The sequence below is a fragment of the Gordonia sp. DT219 genome (genome assembly GCF_049847065.1).
GTDB lineage: Bacteria > Actinomycetota > Actinomycetes > Mycobacteriales > Mycobacteriaceae > Gordonia.
The window spans coordinates 176907-200430 of sequence record NZ_JBNCNR010000006.1; the positions used below are offsets into that span (position 1 = coordinate 176907).

The 23524-nt window shown below is 67.0% G+C and carries 24 protein-coding genes, 2 tRNA genes, 1 other RNA gene and 1 riboswitch; of the genes, 22 read left to right on the forward strand and 5 right to left on the reverse strand.

All coding sequences use genetic code 11. From position 1 onward, the window contains the following. Positions 1-77: transfer RNA gene (locus ACPXB3_RS10645), tRNA-Met, on the forward strand. A 54-nt stretch (positions 78-131) separates the two neighbouring features. On the opposite strand, the gene ACPXB3_RS10650 is transcribed toward ACPXB3_RS10645, so the two are convergent. Then, the gene (locus ACPXB3_RS10650; protein ID WP_425704624.1) at positions 132-434 is read right to left on the reverse strand and encodes a hypothetical protein; all 303 of its coding nucleotides are present in this window, start codon (positions 432-434) and stop codon (positions 132-134) included. Positions 435-518: 84 nt separating this feature from the next. On the opposite strand from ACPXB3_RS10650, the gene ACPXB3_RS10655 reads away from it, so the two are divergent. From ACPXB3_RS10655 to ACPXB3_RS10700, 10 genes are all read left to right on the forward strand, one after another. Next, positions 519-595, forward strand: a tRNA-Met gene (locus ACPXB3_RS10655). A gap of 142 nt (positions 596-737) precedes the next feature. Continuing rightward, on the forward strand, positions 738-2396 hold the full coding sequence (locus tag ACPXB3_RS10660) for a phospho-sugar mutase (protein ID WP_425727572.1): 1659 nt from the start codon (positions 738-740) through the stop codon (positions 2394-2396). Between the two features lie 291 nt (positions 2397-2687). Beyond that, positions 2688-3017, forward strand: coding sequence for a histone-like nucleoid-structuring protein Lsr2 (locus ACPXB3_RS10665; RefSeq protein ID WP_425704625.1), 330 nt, complete (start codon positions 2688-2690; stop codon positions 3015-3017). Positions 3018-3052: 35 nt separating this feature from the next. Further along, positions 3053-3316, forward strand: a complete 264-nt coding sequence (locus ACPXB3_RS10670; RefSeq protein ID WP_425727556.1) for a DUF2630 family protein — start codon at positions 3053-3055, stop codon at positions 3314-3316. A 188-nt stretch (positions 3317-3504) separates the two neighbouring features. Next, positions 3505-5385: a propionyl-CoA synthetase gene (locus ACPXB3_RS10675; RefSeq protein ID WP_425727557.1), complete on the forward strand. Its 1881-nt coding sequence runs from the start codon at positions 3505-3507 to the stop codon at positions 5383-5385. 77 nt (positions 5386-5462) lie between these two features. Continuing rightward, positions 5463-6458, forward strand: a complete 996-nt coding sequence (locus ACPXB3_RS10680; protein ID WP_425727558.1) for an FUSC family protein — start codon at positions 5463-5465, stop codon at positions 6456-6458. A gap of 2 nt (positions 6459-6460) precedes the next feature. After that, a riboswitch (Fluoride riboswitch) is annotated at positions 6461-6536 on the forward strand. Between the two features lie 19 nt (positions 6537-6555). After that, the gene (locus ACPXB3_RS10685) at positions 6556-7062 is read left to right on the forward strand and encodes a fluoride efflux transporter FluC (protein WP_425727559.1); all 507 of its coding nucleotides are present in this window, start codon (positions 6556-6558) and stop codon (positions 7060-7062) included. Beyond that, positions 7059-7427: a fluoride efflux transporter CrcB gene (gene crcB, locus ACPXB3_RS10690; RefSeq protein WP_425704630.1), complete on the forward strand. Its 369-nt coding sequence runs from the start codon at positions 7059-7061 to the stop codon at positions 7425-7427. The genes ACPXB3_RS10685 and crcB overlap by 4 nt, the downstream gene beginning before the upstream one ends. A gap of 12 nt (positions 7428-7439) precedes the next feature. Further along, positions 7440-7982, forward strand: coding sequence for a universal stress protein (locus tag ACPXB3_RS10695; protein WP_425704631.1), 543 nt, complete (start codon positions 7440-7442; stop codon positions 7980-7982). Between the two features lie 45 nt (positions 7983-8027). After that, a complete protein-coding gene (locus ACPXB3_RS10700) occupies positions 8028-8669 on the forward strand; it encodes an MSMEG_1061 family FMN-dependent PPOX-type flavoprotein (protein ID WP_425727560.1) in 642 nt (213 codons plus the stop codon). Between the two features lie 92 nt (positions 8670-8761). Here the strand turns inward: ACPXB3_RS10700 and ACPXB3_RS10705 are convergent, their stop codons facing one another. Continuing rightward, complete coding sequence (locus ACPXB3_RS10705; protein ID WP_425704633.1) at positions 8762-9982, reverse strand: acyl-CoA dehydrogenase family protein; 1221 nt, start codon at positions 9980-9982, stop codon at positions 8762-8764. A gap of 28 nt (positions 9983-10010) precedes the next feature. Next, entirely contained in the window at positions 10011-11381 is a 1371-nt protein-coding gene (locus ACPXB3_RS10710; RefSeq protein ID WP_425704634.1) for an acyl-CoA dehydrogenase family protein, read from the reverse strand. A 181-nt stretch (positions 11382-11562) separates the two neighbouring features. Here ACPXB3_RS10710 and ACPXB3_RS10715 point away from each other — a divergent pair, with 181 nt between their 5' ends. After that, positions 11563-12222: an MBL fold metallo-hydrolase gene (locus ACPXB3_RS10715; protein ID WP_425704635.1), complete on the forward strand. Its 660-nt coding sequence runs from the start codon at positions 11563-11565 to the stop codon at positions 12220-12222. Between the two features lie 49 nt (positions 12223-12271). Here the strand turns inward: ACPXB3_RS10715 and ACPXB3_RS10720 are convergent, their stop codons facing one another. Both ACPXB3_RS10720 and hisN read right to left on the reverse strand, forming a co-directional pair. After that, complete coding sequence (locus ACPXB3_RS10720; RefSeq protein ID WP_425704636.1) at positions 12272-12877, reverse strand: L,D-transpeptidase family protein; 606 nt, start codon at positions 12875-12877, stop codon at positions 12272-12274. A gap of 132 nt (positions 12878-13009) precedes the next feature. Beyond that, entirely contained in the window at positions 13010-13798 is a 789-nt protein-coding gene (gene hisN / locus ACPXB3_RS10725; RefSeq protein ID WP_425704637.1) for a histidinol-phosphatase, read from the reverse strand. 45 nt (positions 13799-13843) lie between these two features. Here hisN and ACPXB3_RS10730 point away from each other — a divergent pair, with 45 nt between their 5' ends. The 10 genes from ACPXB3_RS10730 to ACPXB3_RS10775 all read left to right on the forward strand — a co-directional run. After that, positions 13844-14239, forward strand: coding sequence for a hypothetical protein (locus ACPXB3_RS10730; RefSeq protein WP_425704638.1), 396 nt, complete (start codon positions 13844-13846; stop codon positions 14237-14239). Positions 14240-14257: 18 nt separating this feature from the next. Then, positions 14258-15373: a peptide chain release factor 2 gene (gene prfB, locus ACPXB3_RS10735; protein ID WP_425704639.1), complete on the forward strand. Its 1116-nt coding sequence runs from the start codon at positions 14258-14260 to the stop codon at positions 15371-15373. Next, positions 15360-16337: a mechanosensitive ion channel family protein gene (locus ACPXB3_RS10740; RefSeq protein ID WP_425727561.1), complete on the forward strand. Its 978-nt coding sequence runs from the start codon at positions 15360-15362 to the stop codon at positions 16335-16337. The genes prfB and ACPXB3_RS10740 overlap by 14 nt, the downstream gene beginning before the upstream one ends. Further along, a complete protein-coding gene (locus tag ACPXB3_RS10745; protein ID WP_425727562.1) occupies positions 16334-17080 on the forward strand; it encodes a hypothetical protein in 747 nt (248 codons plus the stop codon). Before ACPXB3_RS10740 ends, ACPXB3_RS10745 begins: the two co-directional genes overlap by 4 nt. Positions 17081-17210: 130 nt before the next feature. Further along, positions 17211-17897, forward strand: coding sequence for a cell division ATP-binding protein FtsE (gene ftsE / locus ACPXB3_RS10750; RefSeq protein WP_425704642.1), 687 nt, complete (start codon positions 17211-17213; stop codon positions 17895-17897). A 77-nt stretch (positions 17898-17974) separates the two neighbouring features. Then, positions 17975-18889 (forward strand): permease-like cell division protein FtsX, encoded by a 915-nt coding sequence (gene ftsX / locus ACPXB3_RS10755; RefSeq protein WP_425704643.1) that lies wholly within the window; start codon positions 17975-17977, stop codon positions 18887-18889. Between the two features lie 18 nt (positions 18890-18907). Beyond that, a complete protein-coding gene (gene smpB / locus ACPXB3_RS10760) occupies positions 18908-19381 on the forward strand; it encodes an SsrA-binding protein SmpB (RefSeq protein ID WP_425704644.1) in 474 nt (157 codons plus the stop codon). A gap of 4 nt (positions 19382-19385) precedes the next feature. Then, positions 19386-20750: a glycoside hydrolase family 27 protein gene (locus ACPXB3_RS10765; RefSeq protein WP_425704645.1), complete on the forward strand. Its 1365-nt coding sequence runs from the start codon at positions 19386-19388 to the stop codon at positions 20748-20750. 121 nt (positions 20751-20871) lie between these two features. Then, positions 20872-21246, forward strand: a transfer-messenger RNA (tmRNA) gene (gene ssrA / locus ACPXB3_RS10770). A 402-nt stretch (positions 21247-21648) separates the two neighbouring features. Beyond that, the coding region (locus ACPXB3_RS10775) for a WXG100 family type VII secretion target (protein WP_425727563.1) at positions 21649-23524 on the forward strand (1876 nt) is incomplete at its 3' end.

Below are 23524 nucleotides of genomic sequence, written 5' to 3' on the forward strand. Positions count from 1 at the left end.
CGCGGGGTGGAGCAGCTCGGTAGCTCGCTGGGCTCATAACCCAGAGGTCGCAGGTTCAAATCCTGTCCCCGCTACCAACGCCATTCAGGCCCGGAACCTTCATCAAGGTTCCGGGCCTGAATGCTATGTCCCTATGTCCCACCTATGTCCCGACCGGCGGGATCGGTGTGCCCTGGTGGTGCAGGAGTTGCCAGGAGCCGCCGTCGCGCACCCACGGCGAGGAGCGGGCGGCGCGGGCACCCGCGCGACTGTTCGGACAGCTGATCGTCGCGGATCCGGGCGATGAAGACTTCCATGTCGCGGTAGTCGTCGCCGGTCGCGGGATCGAGGTAGTTGGTGACGATGTCGCCGTTGTCGGACATCGCGATGACGAGCATGTCCAGGTCTACGTCGGGCACGGGCTCCTCCTCGGGCACGGGCTCCTCCTCGGTCATGCGCTTCTCTGTCCAGACGCTACGAGGTCCGACGAGGGGTGGCATCGTCTCGCCCTTCGGCGACCGGTATGCTGGGTGTCGCAACGCGGGGTGGAGCAGCTCGGTAGCTCGCTGGGCTCATAACCCAGAGGTCGCAGGTTCAAATCCTGTCCCCGCTACCACGGAGGTTCGGCCCCCGATCGCATCAGCGGTCGGGGGCCGAACCGCTTTCTCGCCGCGTCGGGCGAGCGGTCTCCCGCTTGGTACCTTCGGGTCGACGCGAATGACCGGAAGGCGTGAGAAGTGAGTGTGGGGATCGACGCGGTGATCGACCGGGCGACGGCCTGGCTCGAGCACGACCCCGACGACGCGACCCGCACCGAACTCGCCGACCTCGTCGCCGCCGCGCGTTCGGGTGATGCGGCGGCCCGTGCCGACCTCGACTCACGATTCGCCGGGCCCTTGGAGTTCGGCACGGCCGGGCTGCGTGGGCGCGTAGGTGCGGGCGAATCCCGGATGAACGTCGCCGTCGTCGTTCGCGCCACCGCCGGACTTGCGGGCCATCTCCGCGACACGGTCGGCGCCGATGCCACGGTGGTCGTGGGTTGCGATGCGCGCCATGGCTCTTCGGCCTTCATGGATGCGGCTCTCGAGGTTCTCTCCGGTGCCGGCTTGCGGGCGATCGCACTGCCCGAGCAACTCCCCACACCGGTCACCGCCTACGCCGTGCGTGCGCTCGACGCCGACGCCGGAATCATGATCACCGCGTCGCACAATCCGGCCGCCGACAACGGCTACAAGGTGTATCTGGGTGGCCGGGCCACCGATCCCGACGGCGCGGGCGTGCAGATCGTGCCGCCCGCCGACGCGCAGATCGCCGCCCGGATCGCGGCCGCTCCACCGGCCGACGCGATTGCGCGCAGCACCGAGCACATTGCGAAGGCCGACGCGTCGGTCGTCGACGGTTACATCGCCCGGATGGCCGGGCACCGGCGTTCGCGGATGCCGTCCACCGTGCGCGTCGTGCTGACCCCGATGCATGGAGTCGGCGGCACGACCGCGCTGCGGGTGCTGGCGGCCGCCGGCATCCCCGACGTCCACCCGGTCACCGCCCAGTTCCGGCCGGACCCCGACTTTCCCACCGTGGCGTTCCCGAACCCCGAGGAGCCGGGCGCCCTCGACCTCGCCATAGCGCGAGCGCGCGAGATCGGCGCCGACGTCGTCGTCGCGCTCGACCCCGACGCCGACCGCTGCTCGGTGGCCATCGTCGGCCGCGACGGCCACTGGCGTCAACTGTCCGGCGACGAGATCGGTGCGCTGCTCGGTGAACAGGCCGCCGCCGACGACTCACGTCCCGGCGAGACTCTGGCGTGCTCGATCGTGTCGAGCCGACTCCTGGGCAGCATCGCCGCGGCGCACGGCCTGCGTTTCGCGCAGACGCTCACCGGATTCAAGTGGATCGCGCGCACGCCCGGTCTGCGGTACGGCTACGAGGAGGCGATCGGCTACTGCACCGACCCGGATGCCGTGCGCGACAAAGACGGAATCGGTGCCGCGGTGCGGATCATCAGTTTGGTCGAAGAACTCGCCGCGGCCGACCAGACCCTTCAGGACCAGCTCGATCAGCTGGCTCGGACACATGGGCTACACGCAACGGCGACACTGGTTTTCCGCGTCGACGATCCCGAATCGATCGCCGACGCGATGGCCCGGCTGCGCTCGGCACCGATCGCGGCATTCGCCGGATCGCCGGTCGTCGAGTCCCGAGATCTCGAGGACGGCGGCGCGGGCCTGCAGCCGACCGACGGACTGCTCTACCGCACCGCGGCCGACGACCGCGTCATCGTCCGACCATCCGGCACCGAGCCGAAACTCAAGTGCTACCTCGAGGTCATCATGCGCGGCGAGGACGTCCCGCACGCGGCCGCCGCCGAACGCATCACTGCCCTCACGGCCGACGTGACGGCGCTGCTCGGCCTGTGACAGACGCCCTTTGGGCAACGCCGGGTGAGTTGCTCGGTATCGTCGGAAACGCGGTCGGCGACCCGGTGCGCGCTGTCGGTGTCATGGCGAGCGCTGTCGGCGTTGCGTAGATTGTCGCGGCTGTCCCATATTTGTGGACCGCGAAGAATCCTCAATAGTTAGACGGTTGTCAACTATCTATTGATGTTCGAGCCGAATGATGGAAATGGCGCCCCGGATAGGGGAAGTAAATGCACGGCGATGCTATCGTTCGATTGCATTCACACTGACAGTTCTATGAGGGGGCTCGCAATGGCACGCCGAACCGTTGTCGCATACGTCGATGATCTTGACGGAAAAGAGTTGAAGGATGCGGTTACGATCACCTTCAGCGTCGACAACAAAACCTATGAATTCGATACCTCGCCGGCACATGCCAAGCAATTCCGGGAGGATCTCGATAAATACGTCACTGCCTCACGTTCGGCGGGAACCCGCCGGTCGCGCACGGCACGCGGATCCCGCTCGTCGTCGCGCGACCTGAAAGCGGTGCGCGAATGGGCCCGCGAAAGCGGATATGAGGTCAGCGATCGCGGACGTATCGCCAGCGAGATCATCGAGGCATACGACGCCGCTAAGTGAGCAGCTGAGTTCACTTCGCGGGTACGGTCGAGGGTATGGCCGACGAGATTCGCAATAGCGACAAGTCCATCCGGGACCACATCACCGAGCTGATCGGCGAAGAGCACGAGTTGCGCGGGCAACTCGGGCAAGGGGAGATCAGCAAGAGTGCCGAGCACACCCGACTGCGTGAACTCGAGGTGTCCCTCGACCAGTGCTGGGACCTCCTCCGGCAGCGACAGGCCCGGCGGCATGCCGGACAAGATCCCGACGACGCGTCGGCCCGGCCCGCCGATGTGGTCGAGAACTATCTGGAATGACAGCTGCCGGGGTGACACCTTTCTGGGGTGACACCCTTTCTGGGGTGACACCCTTTCTGGGGTGACACCGTCGCCGATCCGGACGAAGTCCGGGCAATCGCTGCGTGCGCTGATTACGCTCGAACCCGCAATGCGGTGACCGGGCCCAGCACCCGGTTGCCGCGCGATCGATCGACGTGAGGACGCCAGTGGCCGGCTATAGCGACGCGTTTGCGCAAAGCATCGACAATCGTGAGTCGTTCTGGCTCACCGCGGCCGGCGAGGTCGAATGGTCGACGCCGCCGTCGGTCGCGCTCGACGATTCGCAGGCACCGATATATCGCTGGTTTCCCGACGGCACACTCAACACCTGTTTCAATGCGCTCGACCGGCACGTCGCCGCCGGCCACGGTGACCGCATGGCACTCATCTGGGATTCGGCGATGGTGGACGCGGTACGTCGCTTCACCTACGCCGAACTGCTCGCGGAGGTGTCGCGCTTCGCCGGCGTGCTGGCGTCCGCGGGCGTCGGGGCCGGCGATCGTGTCGTCATCTACCTGCCGATGATCCCCGAGGCGGCGATCGCGATGCTCGCGTGCGCGCGGATCGGCGCGGTGCACTCGGTGGTCTTCGGTGGGTTCGCCGCGCCGGAATTGGCGACCCGCATCGATGACGCCGAGCCGGTCGCCGTCGTCACCGCGTCCGGTGGCCTCGAACCGGGCCGCACCGTCGAGTACCTGCCGATCGTGCACAAGGCGCTCGCACTCGCGCAGAAGCCGCCGGCCACGGTCATCGTCAAGAATCGGGACGAGGTCCCCGGATCGGCCGCCGACCACGACGGCTGGCTCGACTGGGACGACGCGCTGACGTCGGCGTCGCCGGTAGAGCCGGTGCCGCTCGCCGCGACCGATCCGCTGTACATCCTCTACACCTCCGGCACGACGGGGAAACCCAAAGGTGTGGTGCGCGACAACGGTGGTCACGCCGTTGCCCTGACCTGGTCGATGGCCAACATCTATGACATCGGTCCCGGCGACGTGTGGTGGACGGCGTCCGACGTGGGCTGGGTCGTCGGCCATTCCTACATCGTCTACGGGCCACTGCTGGCCGGGGCGACGACGATCATGTACGAGGGCAAGCCGGTGGGGACTCCCGATGCGGGTGCGTTCTGGCGGATGATCTCCGAGCACCGGGTCAAGGCGCTGTTCACCGCGCCGACCGCCATCCGCGCCATCCGCAAGGCCGACCCCGACGCGAAACTGCTTGCCGAATACGACGTCTCATCGCTACGCACCCTGTTTGCCGCAGGCGAACGCCTCGACCCCGACACCTACGAGTGGGCCGGTGCCGTACTCGGCGTGCCCGTCGTCGACCATTGGTGGCAGACCGAGACCGGCTGGGCGATCGCAGCCAATCTGCGCGGACTCGACCCGATGCCGATCAAGCCGGGCTCGCCGACCGTACCCGTGCCCGGATACCAGGTCCGGATCGTCGACGCCGCGGGCAACGTCGTCGACGCCGGGACCGAGGGCAACATCGTCATCGAGCTACCGCTGCCACCGGGAAACCTGACGGGTTTATGGCGTGACGAGCCGCGTTATCGCAGTTCCTATCTCAACGCATTTCCCGGCTACTACCTGACCGGCGACTCCGGCTATATCGATGCCGACGGATATGTGTTCGTCCTCGGCCGCTCCGATGATGTCATCAACGTCGCCGGACACCGGTTGTCCACGGGCAGCATCGAGGCTGTCGTCGCGGCGCACCCGGCGGTGGCCGAATGCGCGGTGATCGGCATTCACGACGATCTCAAGGGGCAGCGCCCGAGTGGATATGTGGTCCTCAAGTCCGGTGTCGAGATCGACCCCGGCACATTGCGGGATGAGCTGGTCGCCATGGTCCGTGACGGGATCGGGGCCGTGGCAACCTTCCGCGACGTGACCGTGGTGCCGGGCCTGCCGAAGACTCGTTCGGGCAAGATATTGCGAAAGACGATGCGCCAGATCGCCGACCACGAGGAGTACGCGGTGCCCTCGACCATCGAGGATGCCGACGTGTTGACGGCATTGGCACGACAGCTCGGCGACTGAACCCCGGCGTCGGGCGGCTCGGTAACCCCCGAGGCGGATACCGCACATGCTCGGCCCGGCGCGAATACCGTGAGCGGGTGACCACCGACGCACCGGCGCAACCGATTCTGGCCTGGCACTGGGTGCCCGCGGTGGCTGCATTGATCGCGGCCGTTCCGGCAGTCGTGGTGACCGCGGTGGTCGATGTGGGCGCGGGCGCCGCACTCGCGATCGGCCTCATCCCCGCACTCATCGCCGGGATCCCGCGTTCGCGGCGGGCCAGGCTGATCATCCCGGGCACGGCACTGATCGTCGGATTGCCGATCATCATCGGCTCGGCGGTCTCGCCCTTTCCGGTGGTGGCGGTCGCCGTGATGGCGGTGCTGCCGTTGCTGGCGGTGTGGTCGGCACTCGCCTGGGCGGGTCCCCGCGTATCGGCGGTGCTGATCGGCATCGCGCCGCCACTGACCGGGGTCGGTCTGAGTTCGGCGGGCATCGAGAGCGGGCTACGGATCACCGGACTGTTCCTGCTCGGCGCGGCCGCGGCGTTCACGGTCGCGATCGTGATCCCCGGTCGACTGCTGCCTGCCGACGCCGCCGGGCGCCTCGGCGGCCGGTCGCCCGGACTGAACTACGGCCTGCGGGTCGGCGCGGTCGGTGCCCTCACCGCGGGCATCGGCTACGCCTTCGATTTCGATCACGTCGGATGGGCATGTGCCGCCGCACTTCTCGTCATGCGCCCCGACCCCGACATGCAATTGTGGCGAACTGCGGGACGGTTCGTTTCCGTCGTCACCGGCGGCGCACTTGCCGTGATCTTGGTGCAGTACGCGCCGGCATGGGTCGTCGCGGTGATGGTCGGGATCGCACTCGCGACGGCGGCCGGGACCCGCGGCAGCCGATGGTATGTGCTGCCGACGTTCACCACCTTTCTCGTCATCCTCATGCTGGGTGCGACGACAGCGGGCACCGCGCCCGGTCGCCTCGGTGAACGGGTCGGCGAGACGGTGCTCGGGCTGGTGGTGGCAGCCGTGATCGGGCTCGGTGTGCCCGCCGTGGTCGCCCTCAGGTCTCGGCAGATCCGTGTCGAGTAGTATTCGCCGCGGGTGATGGATCTCGCCCGGGCCGCGTGGCCCGAACCGCCGTCGTCGGCTGATAGTTCCTGTTCCGCCTGACGGAAGGAGCTTTGTCGTGGGTGCAGATCTCACCCCGGAACCGGCTTCCGATGCGCTCGCCGCATCCGTGCCCATCGATCCCGACAGCCCGGCACCGCGCCCGCTGCATCTGCAGCCGGTGGCGGTTGCCCTCGTCTTCGTCGGCGGCATCGTCGGCACCGGTCTGCGCTACCTCATCGAAGAGTTGTTCCCGACCCACGGAACCGGATGGCCGTGGGCCACTTTCGGTATCAACCTGAGCGGTGCCTTTCTCCTCGGCGCGGTCCTCGAGGTGCTGGCACTGTCCGGGCCCGACAACGGGTGGCGCCGCCGGATGCGGGTGCTGGTGGGCACCGGATTCTGCGGTTCGTACACCACCTACAGCTCGTTCGCGCTGGAGACGACACAGCTCGGACACCATGGGGCGGTCGGCCTCGGGATCGCCTACGCCGCCATCAGTGTGGTGGCGGGCATCGGGTGCGCCTGGCTCGGGATCGCAGCGGCCGCAACGGCGCTGCGGTGGTGGAAGGGAGAGGTCCGATGACGGTGATCGCGGTACTGGTGGCCGGCGCGCTCGGTGCCGTCGCACGCTTCGTGGTGGACGGCGCCATCAAGCAATGGCGGCCGACGACGTTCCCGTGGGCAACCCTGCTCATCAATGTGACCGGCTCGTTGTTGCTGGGAGTGCTTGCGGGCCTGGTGATCTCGCACGGTGCTCCGGGCGAGTTGCAGGTGATCGCGGGCACCGGATTCTGCGGCGGCTACACGACATTCAGCACCGCGTCGGTGGAATCGGTCCGGCTCGTCCAACAACGGCACGGGGTACTCGGACTGATCAACGCGGTGGGGTCGGTGGTCGGATCGGTGGCCGCGTGTGCCGGGGGACTCGCCCTCGCGTGGGCGATCTGAGGAGGTCGACGGATGGCAGGAACACACGGTTCGCAGACCCGGGGATTCGGGCAGTCCGACGACGACGGCCCGCTGCGTCGGCATCGGCGCGGTCCACAACCGGCGGTGGCCGCGCGGGCGGCCATCGTCGTCGGCTGGAACCGCCATCCCGACAGCGTCGCCGCGGTCCGCTTCGCGGTGATGCTCGCGCATCAACTCGACGCACACGTGCACGTCGTCCACATCGTCGATCTCGATGACGAGCCCCTCGATCCGGATGCGCCCGACTGGGATGCGCAATTCGCCGCCACCGTCAACGAGGACGCGCTCGCCGCGCGAGAATTGCTCGACACGCTGCCGGCATCGTGGACCTATCACAGCGGTCACGGCTCGGCAGCCGACCTGATCGCGACCGTCGCCGACCGGTATTCGGCGCTGTTGGTGGCGATCGGCAGCCCACGCGGGGGACTGGTGTCACACCTCGATCGATGGTTCGGCCAGTCGGTGGCGCAACGGATGATCGGAAAACGCCGCGTGCCGTTGTTGCTGGTGCCGGCCGATACCGACGTCGGCTGACGATCGCCCCGGAGTGGGTCGCGGCCGATCTGCCATCATGGCGGCATGGAGATCACCACCGAGGAACAGTTGCGCGCGATCGTCGGCGAGCCCGCCGAGATGGTGGTGAAGAAGGTGAAATCCGCGCTCGAGCCCGTGCACATCGAGTGGTTGTCGGCGTCGCCGATGGTGTTCGTCGCCACCTCTGACGGCGCCGGCCGGATGGACGTCTCGCCCAAGGGGGATCCGCCCGGCAAGGTGGTGCATGTGCTCGACGAGCGCACCATCGTCATCCCCGAGCGGCCCGGCAACAAGCGGGTCGACGGATATCTGAACGTCCTGGCGAATCCGCACGTCGGCACGATCGCGATCGTGCCGGGACGCGGGGACACGTTGCGTATCAACGGGACTGCGCGCATCGTCGACTGTGATCATCGTGATGGGGACGACCGCGGTGGACCTGACTACTTCGACGAGCTGGCGGTCAAGGGGCGCCGTCCGATCCTCGCGCTGGAGATCACCGTCGAAGAGGTGTTCTTCCACTGCGCCAAGGCTTTTCTGCGTTCAGACCTCTGGCATCCGGAGACCTGGCATCCCGACGACCTGCCCAGTACCGCACAGCTGACCAAGAAGCTCATGCCCGAACTCGACGAGGCGGCGCTGGAGCAGCGGTACGCCGAGAGCAACTATCGCACGCTGTTGTACTGAGTCCTCCCAACGCAATCGGTGGCGCACCCCGCAAGGGAGTGCGCCACCGATGGTCGAGCTCAGACGGTCGAGCTCAGGTGATGGAACTCAGTTCACTTCAGTTCGGCGCTGCTCTTGCCGAGCACACGGCGGGCGATGATCAGCTGCTGGATCTGCTGGGTGCCCTCGAAGATGTCGAGGATCTTCGAGTCGCGGGCCCACTTCTCCAGCAGTAGACGCTCGGAATAGCCTGGCGTGCCGGCCAATTCGACCGCCTTGTTGGTGATGTCGGTGCCGGTGCGGCCGGCCTTCGCCTTGGCCATGGAGGCCTCGAGCGAGTTCGGCTGCTTGTTGTCGGCCATCCAGCAGGCGCGCATCGTCAGCAGGTAGGCGGCCTCGAAATCCGATTCCATGCGGATGAATTCCGCTGCGGCCGCGTGCTGGTCGACGGCGGGCTTGTCGTAGTCGATCTCGATGCCCGCGTCCTCGAGGACGTGCCGCAACTCCTCGAGCGCAGCCCGGGCCACCCCCACGGCCATACCCGCGACCAGGGGCCGCGTGTTGTCGAAGGTCTGCATGACCCCGCCGAAGCCCTTCTTGGTGTCGACCTCGGGGCTGCCGAGCAGATTCTCCTTGGGGATGCGGCAGTTCTCGAATCGGATGACCGCGGTGTCGGACACCCGGATTCCGAGCTTGTGCTCGAGTCGGGCCACCTCGACGCCCGGATGCTCACGCGGCACCACAAAGCTCTTGATCGCGGCGCGTCCGAGGCTCTTGTCGACGGTCGCCCACACCACGATGTGGCTGGCGCGCGACCCGGCGGTGACGAAGATCTTCTCGCCGTTGATGACGTAGTCGTCGCCGTCGCGGGTGGCGGTGGTGGTGACCGCCGCCGAGTCCGACCCGAAGCTCGGCTCGGTGATGGCCATGGCCGCCCACACCTTGCCGAAGCGCTTGAGCTGCTCGTCGTCGGCGACCGCGGCGATCGCGGCATTGCCCAGACCCTGGTAGGGGATCGACAGCATCAAGCCGACGTCACCCCACGAGGTCTCCATGACGTTGACGACCGATTGCATGTTGCCGCCGTTGACGACGGTGCCCGCGGGCTTGGGCTCGGACGACTCCTTGCCGCGGCCGGCGTCGGCACCCGCACCGGCCTGGCCGGTCTCGGCGAGCCCGTCGTACAGGCTGGCCAGGGTGTCGAGTTCGACGGGATAGTCGTGCTCACGCAGGTCGTACTTGCGCGAGATCGGACGGAAGATCTCCGCCGCGGCCTGATGGGCCTGATCGATGGTGACGCCGAGCTTCTTCGGCAGTTCCAGATTGATGCTCATGTCTTCTACCTCGCTGGTTCTGGCGTCGTCAGAGGACGACGATGCCCTCGCCGATGCCCGCGCCACGCAGGTCGCGGTACCAGCGCTCGACCGGATGTTCCTTGGTGAAGCCGTGCCCACCGAGCAGCTGGATGCCGTCGAGCCCGATCTGCAGGCCCTTGTCGATGGTCAGTTTGCGGGCCAGTGCCGCCTCACGGGCGAACGAGAGACCCTGCTCGGCGCGCGATGCACCGCGCAGCGTGACCAGACGGATGCTGTCGAGTTCGGTGGCGATCGTGGCGACCATGAAGGCGACGGCCTGCCGGTTGGAGATCGGTTCGCCGAAGGCCTCGCGCTCGTTGACGTAGGGGATGACGTAGTCGAGGACGGCCTTGGCGGTGCCGGCGGCCAGCGCCGACCAGCCCAGACGCGACAGACGCACGACGTCGCGGTAAGCGGCGAATGCCGCGTCGCCGGTCTGCTCACCGACGAGCGCGGTCTCGGGTACCGCGACATCCTGCAGCAGCAGGCGCCCCATGCCGGCAGCGCGCACGCCCATGCCGGGGTCGGCCTCGACGATCAGGCCCTTGGTGTCGGACTCGACGATGAACAGCGCGGGCCGGCCGTCGAGCTGGGCGCCGACGATGAACAGCTCGGCGGAGCCTGCGGCCGGGACGAACGACTTCACACCGTTGAGCCGGTACCCGCTGGGCACGCGAGTTGCCTTGGTCTGCAAGGAGAATGCGTCGAACAGCGGCCGCGGCTCGGCGATCACGACGGCCGACTGCGGAACGCTTTCACCGGCGAAGTCGGGCAGGTAGGTCTTCTGCTGGCCGTCGCTGCCGAAGTTGGTCAGCGTGGTGGCCACGCCACTCGGCGCGAGCAGCGGCAGCGCCAGACCCATGTCGCCGTAGGCCATGGCTTCGGCGACCAGCGCGTTGGTGACCACTCCGCGCTCGGTGGCCGCTCCCTCGAACTCCTCGGGCACGTTGATCATGGTGATGCCGAGCTCGGCGGAACGCTTGACGATCTCCTCGGGCGCGGCGGCCGCGGCGTCGGCGTCATAGGCGGCCGGACGCAGGATCTCCTCGGCGAACTCCTTGACCGTCTCGGCGATCATCTGCTGTTCGTCGTCGGGGTTGAGGTTGAAGTAGCCCTTGGGGGTGGTGGTCAGGCGCTTGGCCGGTGCGGAGCCGCCCTGGACCTTCTGGAATGCGCGGTTGGCAGCGCCGAGGGTCTGGAATCCGGTCTTGGTGGCCTGGTACGCGATCCGGTTGATCGGCTCGCGGATCTGATACTTCTCGGCGAACTCGGAGCCGGTCACGGTGGTCAGCACACGCATCGCGGTGCCGATGAAGTTGCGTGGATGCCGATTCTTCCCGACGGCGGAGGTGTCGCGGGGTTCGGTGTGAGTTGACATGTTCACCATTTCTCGCAGTGGTATAGAGCAATTGATGCAGGGTCCGGCTCCGGAACACTATCTTACCCGGCAGTAAGATGGCACCTTACTCTGCGGTAAGAAGTTTGTCACGTCCGCGGTGCGCAACGCCGGGAGCGCGGATGGCTGGCACCGCGGTGGGTGCGGGAGCACAGTGGAGACCATGCATCTCACGCACTTCGGTCACTCGTGTCTCCTGGTCGAACTCGAGGGAAAGAAGATCCTGTTCGATCCGGGCAACATGTCGCACGGATTCGAGGGGATCACCGGACTCGACGCCATCCTGATCACCCATCAGCATCCCGACCACTGTGATCTCGCCCGGCTGCCCGACCTGATCGCAGGCAATCCGCAGGCCCTGCGCTTTGCCGACCCGCAGACCGCCACGCAACTCAACGATGCCGACTCGGCCGGGGAGTGGACCGCGGCGCACCCCGGGCATCAGGTGGAGATCGGCACGGTGACCGCGCGGATGACCGGTGGCCGGCACGCGGTGATCCATCCGGAGATCCCGGTCGTCGACAACATCGCCTACATCCTCGACTCGGCGGCGGGCGCCGGCCGGTTCATGCATCCGGGCGACGCCTTCTACATCCCGTTCGAGGCGATCGACGTGCTCGCACTGCCGTCGGCGGCACCGTGGATGAAACTCAGTGAATCGGTGGACTACCTGCGCGCGATGGCGCCGCGCGTCGCGGTGCCGATCCACCAGGCGATCCTCTCCGACGCGGGCACCGGCATCCACTACGCGCGGCTGTCGGAGATGAAGGACGGCGCAACGGAATTCCGGGTTCTCGACCCAGAGGCGCCGAGCAGCCTCTGACCTCATCCGAATTCTGAATACTGTTGGGCGGCAGTGTATTTGGTCACCATCACGCCATGACGGTCACCGCAGTCCCGTCGCCCGCCCAGTCATACAGTGCGGCCATCGTCGGCTCCGGCACGTGGACGCAGCCTTGTGAACCGGAGGTCTTGTACCGGTCGCGGTCGCCGTACGGGAACTTCTGCCACGGCGAGTCGTGAAATCCGAAGTCGCCGGAGAACGGAAGCCAATAACGGACGAACACGACGTAGCCGGGGCCGGACAGGTCCCGATCTGTTTCGTGGTAGAGGATGCGCCACGAGCCGGTGGGCGTCGGATGCTCGGCGGTCCCGGTGGTGACCGGCGAGTAGCGGATCACCTTGTCCCGCTCACAGAACCACAGGTCCTGCGCGGAGATGCTCACCGTCACCCGCCGCGGTTCGGTATTGCCTGCGCATGGATCGGGCTTCGCCGGCACGTCGGTGGCATTCGGCTCGGGTGTCGACACCGGTTGGCGGTCCTCGGCGCGCGCGGGGGACGAATTGTCGGCACCGTAGCCGAGGCGTATCACCGAGAAGACGGTGATCACGGTGGCGGTGAGAATCAGTAGTACGAGCCACCCGTGCCGCACAAGCGCCGCGCTCGAACCGCGTCGGGAACGATCGAATCGTGTCACGCCGAGTCTCCAGTTACGCCGAATCTCCGCCTCGGCGTGCTGCCGTGCACGCCCGGTATCGCTTATGCGACCGACGTTACGCCGCCGTCGAGATACCGAGGCCGCGCGCTTGATGTCGCCGCCGGGGGACTCTCAGCGTGGACGCAGAGCGCCGAGTACCGCGTCGTGCAGCAATCCGTTGGTGGCCACCGCGCTGCCCCCGCGCGGCCCCGGGGCCCCGTCGAGCGCGGTGAACCGCCCGCCCGCCTCGCGGACCAGGATGTCGAGGGGTGCGAGGTCCCACAGCGATACCTCCGGTTCGGCGGCGATGTCCACGGCACCCTCGGCGACCAGGCAATAGGTGAAAAAGTCGCCGTAACCACGCACACGCCAGACCTTGTCGGTCAGTGCGAGGAACTGCTCGCGGATACCGGCGTCGGCCCAGCCGGACAGGCTCGAGAACGCGAGGCTGGCCGACGGCACCTCACCCACCTGCGACACCGACAGCGCACGCGTCCGGCCGTCGAATTCCGCGTGCGCGCCCGCGCCGTCCTGCGCCCACCAGCGGCGCCGCAACGCCGGTGCGGAGACGACGCCGAGCACCGGAATCCCGTCGACGAGCAGCGCGATCAGCGTCGCCCACACCGGCACCCCGCGCACGAAATTCTTGGTGCCGTCGATCGGGTCGATCACCCACTGCCGTCCGGTCAGCGCGGCCTCGCCACCGAACTCCTCGCCGAGTACCTCGTCGTCGGGGCGTGCCTGCGCCAGCCGATCGCGGATCATCCGTTCGCAGGCGAGGTCGGCGTCAGAGACCGGGGTGAGGTCGGGTTTGCGCGTCACCTGCAGATCGAGGGCGCCAAAGCGTGACATCGTCAGCTCGTCGGCCGCTGCGGCCAACGACAGCGCGAGATCGAGATCGGTGTCGGGGATGGTCGTCACGCGCGACAGCCTAACGCGGCTGATCTCCCCGGTAAGCTTGGCCGCATGTGGATCACCGTGACGATTGCCATCCTCCTGGCGGTCATCGCCGTCGCGATGATCATGCAGATGCGTGGCCGCCGGGTCGGGTTCGGCGGCGGGGCGCGCGGCGGCGCCGGACTCGTGCAGGGCCGGCTCACCGTGACCGGTGTCAGTGATCGGCCCGAGGCCGACAGCAAGGGCGACGCGTACTGCACCGTTTCGGGCACCATCATCGGTCCCGGTACCGAACCGGCCGAGGTATACGGCACGTTGGTGCTCGCCGACGGCCAGCCGTGGCCGCAGATCGGCTCGTACCATCCGGTCGTCTACAAGCCGGGTAAGGCCGAGACCAGTTGGCATTTCGGCGAACTGCCGCCGCAGGCGCCCGGTCCGGGCGAGATGCCACCACCGGCCCGGTAGCCGGTACCCTGAGTAACCGTGCATCCCGATGTGACCGCAGATCTCGAATCCCTCGACGCCACTCTCACGACCGTGGAGAAGGTGCTCGACGTCGATGAACTGCGCCGCCGCATCGAGGAACTCGAGATGCAGGCCTCCGACCCCGAGTTGTGGAACAACCAGGAGCACGCGCAGCAGGTCACCAGCGAGCTCTCCCACGCGCAGGCGGAACTGCGCCGGGTCACCGAACTACGCCAGCGGGTCGAGGACATGCCGGTGCTCTACGAACTCGCCGAATCGGAGGAGGGCGACGACCGCACCGCCGCACTCGCCGACGCCGACGCCGAGCGGCAGAGCCTACGTACCGACATCGCCGCGATGGAGGTCAAGACGATGCTCGCGGGCGAATACGACCAGCGCGATGCGCTGGTCAACATCCGGTCGGGCGCCGGCGGCGTCGATGCCGCAGACTGGGCGCTGATGCTGATGCGGATGTATGTGCGCTGGGCCGAACAGCACGGTTACTCGGTCGATGTCTACGACACCTCCTACGCCGAGGAGGCGGGTCTGAAGTCGGCCACGTTCGCCGTGAAGGCCCCCTACATGTACGGCACGCTTTCGGTCGAGCAGGGGACCCACCGGCTGGTCCGCATCAGCCCGTTCGACAACCAGGGACGGCGTCAGACCTCATTCGCCGAGGTCGAGGTGCTGCCGGTCGTCGAGACCACCGACCACATCGACGTCGACGAGAACGAGGTGAAGGTCGACGTCTACCGGTCGTCGGGCCCCGGCGGTCAATCGGTCAACACCACAGACTCCGCGGTGCGGTTGACGCATCTGCCCACCGGCATCGTCGTCACCTGTCAGAACGAGAAGAGTCAGCTGCAGAACAAGGCGTCGGCGATGCGGGTGCTGCAGGCCAAACTGCTCGAACGCAAACGCCAAGAGGAGCGTGCCGAACTCGACGCACTCAAGGGTGACGGCGGATCGAGCTGGGGCAATCAGATGCGGTCCTACGTCCTGCACCCCTATCAGATGGTGAAGGATCTGCGGACCAACGTGGAGAGCAACAACCCGACCGCCGTACTCGACGGCGAGTTGGACCAGTTCATCGAGGCGGGTATCCGCTGGCGAATGGCCGATGTCGGCGCCTGAGTTGATGTCGGCGCCTGAGTTGCTGGCGGCGGCGAACCCGCAGGACGCCACCCGACAGCTGATCGGATCCATCTACGTCTGGTTGGTGACCAACGGGTTGCAGATGGTCACCTGGACGCTTGGTGGCCTCATCGTCATCCGGCTCATCCGCTGGACGGCCGACAAGTACGCCGCGCGCGTCGACAGCAGCTTCCACAACAGTGATCTGATCGTTCAGACCGAGGACTCCAAACATCGGCGCGCCCTCGTCGACGTCGTGGCGTGGGTGCTCATCGTCGCGGTGATCATCGTGGTCCTGATCCGCTTCCTGGTGATCCTCGACATCCCGATCACCGGTCTGACCGGACCGGGAGCGGTGATCGGTGCGGCGCTCGGTTTCGGTGCCCAGCGCGTCGTACAGGACATCTTGGCCGGGTTCTTCGTCGTCGCCGAGAAGCAGTACGGCTATGGCGACGTGGTGAGTCTGACCACCACCGGTAACGGTGAGGCCGATGGCACCGTGGAGGACGTGACCCTGCGCGTGACCAAACTGCGTACCAGCGAGGGTGAGGTCATCACCGTCCCCAACGGGCAGATCATCAAGGCCACCAACCTGTCGAAGGATTGGGCGCGCGCGGTGGTCGACGTGCCGGTGCCGGCCGAGGCCGACATCGGACTGGCCAACGAGACGCTCGACCGGGTCGGTCAACAGTTCTACGACGACACCAGGTGGCACGATCTGCTTCTCGACGCGCCGTCCTCGCTGGGCGTGACCGATCTCGAACTCGACTCGGTCACCGTGCGCATGGTGGCGCGGACCCTGCCCGGCAAACAGTTCGAGGTCAGTCGTGCGCTGCGGATCGCGATCGTCCGCGCGCTCGCCCGGGAGGGCATCAGCGTGGCACCGGGTCGCGACGCCCAAGCGGCTGCCGGACCGCCGGCAACCCACGCCGCCGACCCCGTCGGCCGAGGTGAGCAGACATGACCCATCACCAAGGCGGGCCCGGGCGCGACGACGAGATCCCGGATGAAAGGCGAGCATCCGGGCCCGGCCCGGAAGCCGGCAGGCGCGGAGATCCCACCGCCACCGACCCCATACCGGTGATCCCGGGACCCTCCACGCCCCAGCACCCGGCCGAGCAGAGCGGTGGCCCCGAGGAATCGGCGGGCGAGCACGCCCAGCCCACACAGGCCGAACCCACGCAGGCCGAACCCACGCAGACCGAACCCACGCAGGCCGAACCCACGCAGGCCGAACCCACGCAGGCCGGCGAACGGCCGGTCACCGCGGGCGGCGACAACGGCGGCGGCCGGCACCGCAGCGCGTGGCGCGCACGCAACTGGGGGCATCTCTATCACACACGTATCAGGACCAGCACCACCGTGTTGATCGTGATGTTCATCGTGTGCTGGGTGATCTACGGGTACACCTCGCAGCGATATGCTCCGCCACCCGAGCCGGTCAACGCGCCGCGTCAGGTCGTCCGCACCACCGAGCCCACCTTCAGCAGATCGTCCACCACCCCCTCGTCGAGCACGTCGTCGTCGCCTTCGTCTTCGAGTGAGTCCTCGGGCGCGTCGTCGGGGCCGAGCCGGCCCGGCTCGGGCGGCGGTCCGGTATCGGAAACCGGATCAGGGCAACCGACCACTCCGACCAACGGCATCGTCCCCGGGTTCCAAATGCCATGGGAGACCACGACCGAGACCACGACGGTGCCCTCGCGATGATGCAGCAGGCCGGGCCTCGCGAGGCGATGAACAGGCATTCTCGAACCGTCTGATCGGACCGGTTCGGATCGCGGCGCGCCCCACGTGCGCCTGAGCGGGCTTCTCAGGCGTCGTCGTTACACTGCTCCCTGTGATCACGCTGGACAACGTCACGATGAAGTACAAAGCCGCCAGTAGGCCGGCTCTGGCCGAGCTGTCTCTGGAGGTGGAGAAGGGCGAGTTCGCATTCCTCATCGGGCCGTCGGGTTCGGGGAAGTCGACCTTCTTCCGGCTGCTGCTCAAGGAGGACAAGCCCACCAGGGGCAACGTCTACGTCGGCGACTTCCACGTCAACACGCTCAAGAGCCGGCTCGTGCCCAAGTTGCGGCAGTCGATCGGTTGCGTGTTCCAGGATTTCCGGCTCCTGCAGCAGAAGTCGGTCGCCGACAACGTCGCGTTCGCGCTGGAGGTGATCGGCAAGCCACCGTCGATGATCCGCAAGGTCGTGCCCGAGGTGCTCGACTACGTGGGTCTCGAGGGCAAGCTCGAACGCATGCCTTACGAGCTCTCCGGCGGCGAGATGCAGCGTGTGGCCATCGCACGCGCGATCGCCAACCGGCCGTTGGTGCTCTTGGCCGACGAGCCGACCGGGAACCTCGACCCGGAGACCAGCGAGGAGATCGTCGACGTCCTCGACCGGGTGAACCGGCGGGGCACGACCGTCGTGATGGCCACCCATGACCGGCACATCGTCGACGCCATGCGCCGGCGGGTCCTCGAATTCGACAACGGACGACTGGTACGTAACGACGAGCAAGGCGTCTACGGCATCGGCTGACGCCGTCGTCGCGATCCGCACGTGTGCGTGACCAGCGACCCGTCACCGAGGCCACCACGACGACCAAAGGACATCCGATGCGAGCCAATTTCATCTTCAGTGAGGTCTTCAACGGCTTCCGCCGCAATCTGACCATGACGGCCGCGATGATCATCACCACCGCGATCACGCTCGGCATGTTCGGCGGGGGACTGCTGGTGATCCAGATGGCCGACAAGAGTCAACAGATCTTCCTCGACCGCGTCGAGATGCAGTTCTTTCTCAACGAGGACGTTTCCAAGGCCGACCCCAACTGCCGGCAGGCACCGTGCACCACCTTGCGCGCCGACCTGGAGAAACAGGCCGGCGTCGGGTCGGTTACCTACGTCAGCGCGCAAGAGGGATATCAGGCGGCCAAGGAGATGTTCGCCGAGACCTCTCCGGAGATCGCCGACCAGATCACCCAGGACACCTTTTCGCAGGCGTCGTTCAAGGTCCGGATGGCCGATGCCGACCGCTTCGACGAGGCGTACAACGCGTTTGCCGGCAGACAAGACCTCGGGGTCGAAGGCGCACTCGATCAGCGAGAATTGGTGAAACGCATCTTCGGGGTTCTCGACGGCGTGCGAAATGCCGCATTCTCGGTGGCCGCGATCCTGGCCGTCGCCGCGATCCTGCTGATCGTCAACACGGTGCAGATCGCGGCCTTCACCAGACGCACCGAGGTGTCGATCATGCGACTCGTCGGCGCGACCCGCTGGTACACCCAACTGCCCTTCCTGCTCGAGGCGGTGATCGCCGCGCTGATCGGATCATTGTTGGCGGTCGGCGGACTGTTCCTGGCAAAGGTGTTCTTCTTCGACCGGGCGCTGGCCGGGTTGTATGGGGTCAACATCGTGCCCAGAGTGACCGCGGGCGACGTGTTGTTCGTCTCGCCGTGGCTCGTCATCGGCGGAATTGTGTTGGCAGCGGTGACCGGATATGTCACGCTGCGTGTCTACGTTCGCGAGTGAGGAGGTGAATCCACCGACATGGTGAAAGAAAAGGGACGCAACCTGATCGCGTCCAATCGTAAGGCGCGACACAACTACACGATCCTCGACACCTACGAGGCGGGTATCGCCTTGCTCGGCACCGAGGTGAAGAGTCTGCGTGAGGGCAAGGCGTCGCTGGTGGACGCATTCGCCACCATCGACGACGGCGAGGTCTGGTTGCGCGGGCTCAACATCGCCGAGTACGGCAGCGGATCGTGGACCAACCACGCGCCGCGCCGCAACCGCAAACTTCTGATGCACCGGAGTGAGATCGACAACCTCATCGGCAAGATCCGCGACGGCAACCTGACCCTGGTGCCGCTGTCGATGTACTTCAGCGACGGCCGCGCCAAGGTCGAACTCGCGTTGGCCCGCGGTAAACAGGCCCACGACAAACGCCAGGACATCGCGCGACGCACCGCGCAACGCGAGGTCGCCCGCGAGATCGGCCGGCGCGTCAAGGGCATGTGATCCGGTGCTGACGGCCTCGACGCCCTCGCACCGGGCCACCGGCCGTCGTCTGGTCATGCCGCACGGACCGGTATTGCGGGGACCGGTGCTGCGCGGGCCGGTATTGCGCGGTCTTCTGGTGCTGGTGGCATTGACGGCACTGGTCCTCGGTTGTGCACCGAACACCGCCGACAACAACGCCCGCATCGGCGGGAACCCGCCCGCTATCAGCGGCCTGCCGGCCACCCCGCCGATGGGCTGGAACAGCTGGAACACCTTCGGCTGCAACATCACCGAGCAGATCGTGCGCGCGCAGGCCGACGCGTTGGTGTCGACGGGCCTGGCCGCCAAGGGGTATCGATACGTCGTCGTCGACGACTGCTGGTCGGCGCCCACCCGCGACGGAGCCGGTGCATTGACGGCCGACCCGGCCCGATTCCCGTCGGGGATGGCCGCATTGGCCGCATACGTGCATTCGCGCGGGCTGAAGTTCGGCATCTACGCCGGCGCGCGGGACAAGACCTGCGCCCAGTTCGGCGGTACCCGTCCGGGCGCCACCGGCAGCGGCGGCCACGAGTCGACCGATGCGCGCACCTTCGCCTCCTGGGGTGTCGACCTCGTCAAATACGACTGGTGCTCGAGCGACGCCGACCATGACGATCAGGTCGCGTCGTTCACCGCCATGCGCGACGCCATCCGGGCCACCGGACGTCGGATGGTCTACAGCATCAACCCCAACAGCGGCGTCGCCGGATCGGTGCCCGGCGCCGAATTCGATTGGGGCGGAGTGGCGACGACGACGCGCGCCACCAACGACATCACCGCCGCCTGGACCACCCGGCCGCCCGGCGCCACCTCCACGCCGGCGTCGGGAAATCAGGGCATCGTCGACATCATCGACGCCGTATCGAAGATCGGCGCTCGCGTGACCGACGGCAGCTTCCTCGACATGGACTCACTCGTCGTCGGGGTCGGCAATCAGCTCACCCCCGCGATGGAACGCACCCAGATGGCGCTGTGGGCGATGACCGCCGCGCCGCTGATGGCCGGCAACGACCTAACGACGATGAGCGCCCGCACCCGCGACATCCTGGCCAACGAGGCGATCATCGGCATCGATCAGGACGAGCGCGTCCGGGCCGGCGCCGTGGTCGGTGACGACCCGGAGATCTGGAGCCGCGCGCTCGGTGCCAAGGGGCTGGTCGTGTCGTTGACCAACCGGGCCGATCACCCGCGGACCATGACGGTGACCCTCTCCAGCCTCGGACTGACCGGCGACGCGTCGGTCTCCGCCGTCGACGCGTGGACGGGCCGCCGGTATCAGGCCGCGAACGGTGCACTGACCGTGCGGGTCGGGGTCGACGACACGGTGGTGCTGTCGATCCAGTGACACGGGCGATCCGGCGACATGACGATCCGGCGACATGACGATCCGGGGATAAGGGAATGAACCGGACACGACGAGTTGTTACAATGGACTGTCCGCCGAGAGATCGGAGGACACCTGTCTCGGGGCTGATCGGTTTCGACTCTGTACGCCGAGGCGGGGGAAGCGTGTCGGTGCAGGCCAGAGACCACCGTATAAGCGTCGCGGCAACCAATTAAGCGCCGATAAGAATCAGCGCGACTACGCCCTCGCTGCCTGACAGCGGGCCCGTAGTCTGTCGGCCCGGACTCTGCTCTCAAGTCCGGTGCCGGCATCATCTCTGAGAGCTCACCGTTCGCACCGGTCGCGGGTGCGGATGGGACAACCAACAGCGACTGGGATCGTCATCTCGGCTGGTTCACGTGACCGGGAGATCCGAGTAGAGACATAGTGAACTGCACACGGAGAAGCCCCGCCGACCCGACGGAGGACCCGGGTTCAATTCCCGGCAGCTCCACGGCAGCCCCTCACCTGCTCAGGCAGGTGGGGGGCTTTTTCGTCGACGCTGTCCCCGGGGTGCCAGCATATCGCGTGGCCGAGCGCCCGGGTGGCGATGTTGTCTCCGGCGCCGACATGGCGCGGTGTCGCGGGCGCCGTGCTGGTGGGCTCGACCACGAAGCAGGCCGAGGCCGCGGTTCGACAACTGTGTCGGGGTCCGCTCGCGGCGGTCATTCGGCTGTGGAAGTATTGCGGACGACTGTGCAGGGCGCCTAGGTGGGGGAAGTGTGGCGGACGAGCGACTCGGGTTCGCGTTCGACGAGTTGCTGTGCGTCGTGGGGGGAGCCACTGTGATGGGGTGGCGACTCGGCGGGGATGTGAACGGTTGTTCTGAGCTTCGTTCTCACGCGAGTGGGGTTGCATTGTGACGATCGGGATTCCGGGGTCGTTGCAGTGGGTGTCGTATCTGGCTGGTGAGAAGTGGCCGCAGGGTGATGAGGATGCGATGTGGCGTATCGCTGATTCGTGGCGTTCGCATGCTGATCGGTTGCGGGATTTGGTTCCGGAGTTGAATTCGGTTACTCAGGAGACGTTGTCGGTGATCGAGGGTGCTTCGGCGCAGGCGATTGCTGATGAGTTCTCGAAGATGTTCTCGGGTGATTATGCGGTCGACAAGTTGGCCGAGGGTATGGATGGTTTGGCTGAGTTGGCGTCGGCGACGGGTACTCAGATCCAGTACACGAAGTTGACGATTTTGGCGTCGTTGGGTATTGCGGCGGTGCAGATTGCTTTTGCGCTCGCTAATGCGTGGGAGACGTGTGGCGGGTCGTTGGCCGATATTCCGATTGTTCAGGCGATTACTCGTGCGGCGATCGCGGTGATGGAACGCACGTTGATCAAGGAGATCGTGGAGCAGGTCGGTAAGACGGTTGCGGTGACCACGATCAAGGAGTTGGTTCAGACCACGGTCGGCAAGATTGTGGCTGAGACGTTGAAGTGGTCGGCGTTGGGGGTGGTGCAGGAACTCGGTATTCAGGGTTATCAGATGTCGCAGGGGCATCGGTCGGAGATCGATGTGAAGCAGCTCGGCATGGTGGTGGAGTCGTATGCGTTGGGTGGGGCGATCGGCGGGGTGTCGAGTGTGGGGATGAGTAAGTTCGCTGACCGGCTGTTCGGGAAGGTCTCCGAGAACACGTCGAAGGCCGCGATTTTGGCTCGTGGTGGGGTGATCGGTTATGTCAGTGGTGCGGCGGGTAATGGTGGGGCGATGTTGTTGACCGGCGGGCATTTCAATGCTGCGGGTTTTTTTGGGTCGTCGTTGATGGGTTCGTTGCCGGGGAAGCCTGAGGGTGGTGGGCTGACTGCGGGGTTGACTGGGCGGGAATCGGTTACCGGTGTGGTGGGTGGTTCGCCGGCACGCGGGGACGCGGCGGTGTTGGGTGATCACGGAATTGTTGGGCACCTGGATGGCGCGATCGTGTCCGGCGGCGTACCCGCCGAGGCGGCTGCGTCCGGCGGTGGCGTGGGGGGTCAGGGGTCGTCGGTGGCTGCGGGGGCTGCGCATGGTGGTGGGGATTCTGGTGAGGGGGCTGCTGGTTCTGGGGTGCCGCAGGCGCAGCCTCATCCCGAGGGTTCGGTGGCGGCGTCGGGTGAGGGGGCGGGCAGTACTGCTCCTTTGGTGAACGGGGGTTCGGAAAGTGCTGGGGTGCAATCGGGTTCGTCGACTGCAGCGGCTACGCCGTCGGCGTCGGCCTCGGGGGGAGCGGCGACGTCGGGGGGAGCGGCGATGTCGGGGGGTGCGGCGCCGGCCGCGGCGGGTGCGGCGGCGCCCGCCGCGGTCGCTGCGGCGGGTCATGTGTCGGGGGGCGCGGGCTCGGTGTCGGGTGGTGCGGCGGCTGCCGGATCGGCTGCCGGATCGGGTGCTGGGTCGGGTGTTGGTGGGGGTCGGCCGGTGGTGTCGGCGATTGCGGAGCATCCGGCGGCGTCGGGTGCGGTGGTGTCGGCGCGGCCTGACGGTGCGGGGGTGCCGCGGATGTTGACGGCGGTGCGGGCAGAGTCGGTGGCGTCGGCGGTGGGTGTTGAGGGTGCGGGCGTGGATCGTGGTGTGGGGTCGCAGGTTTCGGCGGGGGTTCCGGAAGGCGCCCGGCCGGTGTCTGGGGGTGGCCCGGGTGAGCGGGGCGGGCCGCTGCCGGTGGATCGTCCGTCGGTCGGGGATGCTCGCCGGGATGGTCCGGCGGGTGATACGGGTGCGGATCGTGGTGCCGGTGATGGTGGGTCGGCGCGGCCGTTCGAGGGGGATG

What these genes read in the sequence shown, in the direction of transcription:
- ACPXB3_RS10650 (WP_425704624.1), bottom strand. Translation starts at nt 434, where the DNA reads ATGACCGAGGAGGAGCCCGTGCCCGAGGAGGAGCCCGTGCCCGACGTA.
- ACPXB3_RS10665 (WP_425704625.1), top strand. Translation starts at nt 2,688, where the DNA reads ATGGCACGCCGAACCGTTGTCGCATACGTCGATGATCTTGACGGAAAA.
- ACPXB3_RS10670 (WP_425727556.1), top strand. Translation starts at nt 3,053, where the DNA reads ATGGCCGACGAGATTCGCAATAGCGACAAGTCCATCCGGGACCACATC.
- crcB (WP_425704630.1), top strand. Translation starts at nt 7,059, where the DNA reads ATGACGGTGATCGCGGTACTGGTGGCCGGCGCGCTCGGTGCCGTCGCA.
- ACPXB3_RS10695 (WP_425704631.1), top strand. Translation starts at nt 7,440, where the DNA reads ATGGCAGGAACACACGGTTCGCAGACCCGGGGATTCGGGCAGTCCGAC.
- ACPXB3_RS10700 (WP_425727560.1), top strand. Translation starts at nt 8,028, where the DNA reads ATGGAGATCACCACCGAGGAACAGTTGCGCGCGATCGTCGGCGAGCCC.
- ACPXB3_RS10705 (WP_425704633.1), bottom strand. Translation starts at nt 9,982, where the DNA reads ATGAGCATCAATCTGGAACTGCCGAAGAAGCTCGGCGTCACCATCGAT.
- ACPXB3_RS10710 (WP_425704634.1), bottom strand. Translation starts at nt 11,381, where the DNA reads ATGTCAACTCACACCGAACCCCGCGACACCTCCGCCGTCGGGAAGAAT.
- ACPXB3_RS10715 (WP_425704635.1), top strand. Translation starts at nt 11,563, where the DNA reads ATGCATCTCACGCACTTCGGTCACTCGTGTCTCCTGGTCGAACTCGAG.
- ACPXB3_RS10730 (WP_425704638.1), top strand. Translation starts at nt 13,844, where the DNA reads ATGTGGATCACCGTGACGATTGCCATCCTCCTGGCGGTCATCGCCGTC.
- ACPXB3_RS10740 (WP_425727561.1), top strand. Translation starts at nt 15,360, where the DNA reads ATGTCGGCGCCTGAGTTGATGTCGGCGCCTGAGTTGCTGGCGGCGGCG.
- ACPXB3_RS10745 (WP_425727562.1), top strand. Translation starts at nt 16,334, where the DNA reads ATGACCCATCACCAAGGCGGGCCCGGGCGCGACGACGAGATCCCGGAT.
- ftsX (WP_425704643.1), top strand. Translation starts at nt 17,975, where the DNA reads ATGCGAGCCAATTTCATCTTCAGTGAGGTCTTCAACGGCTTCCGCCGC.
- smpB (WP_425704644.1), top strand. Translation starts at nt 18,908, where the DNA reads ATGGTGAAAGAAAAGGGACGCAACCTGATCGCGTCCAATCGTAAGGCG.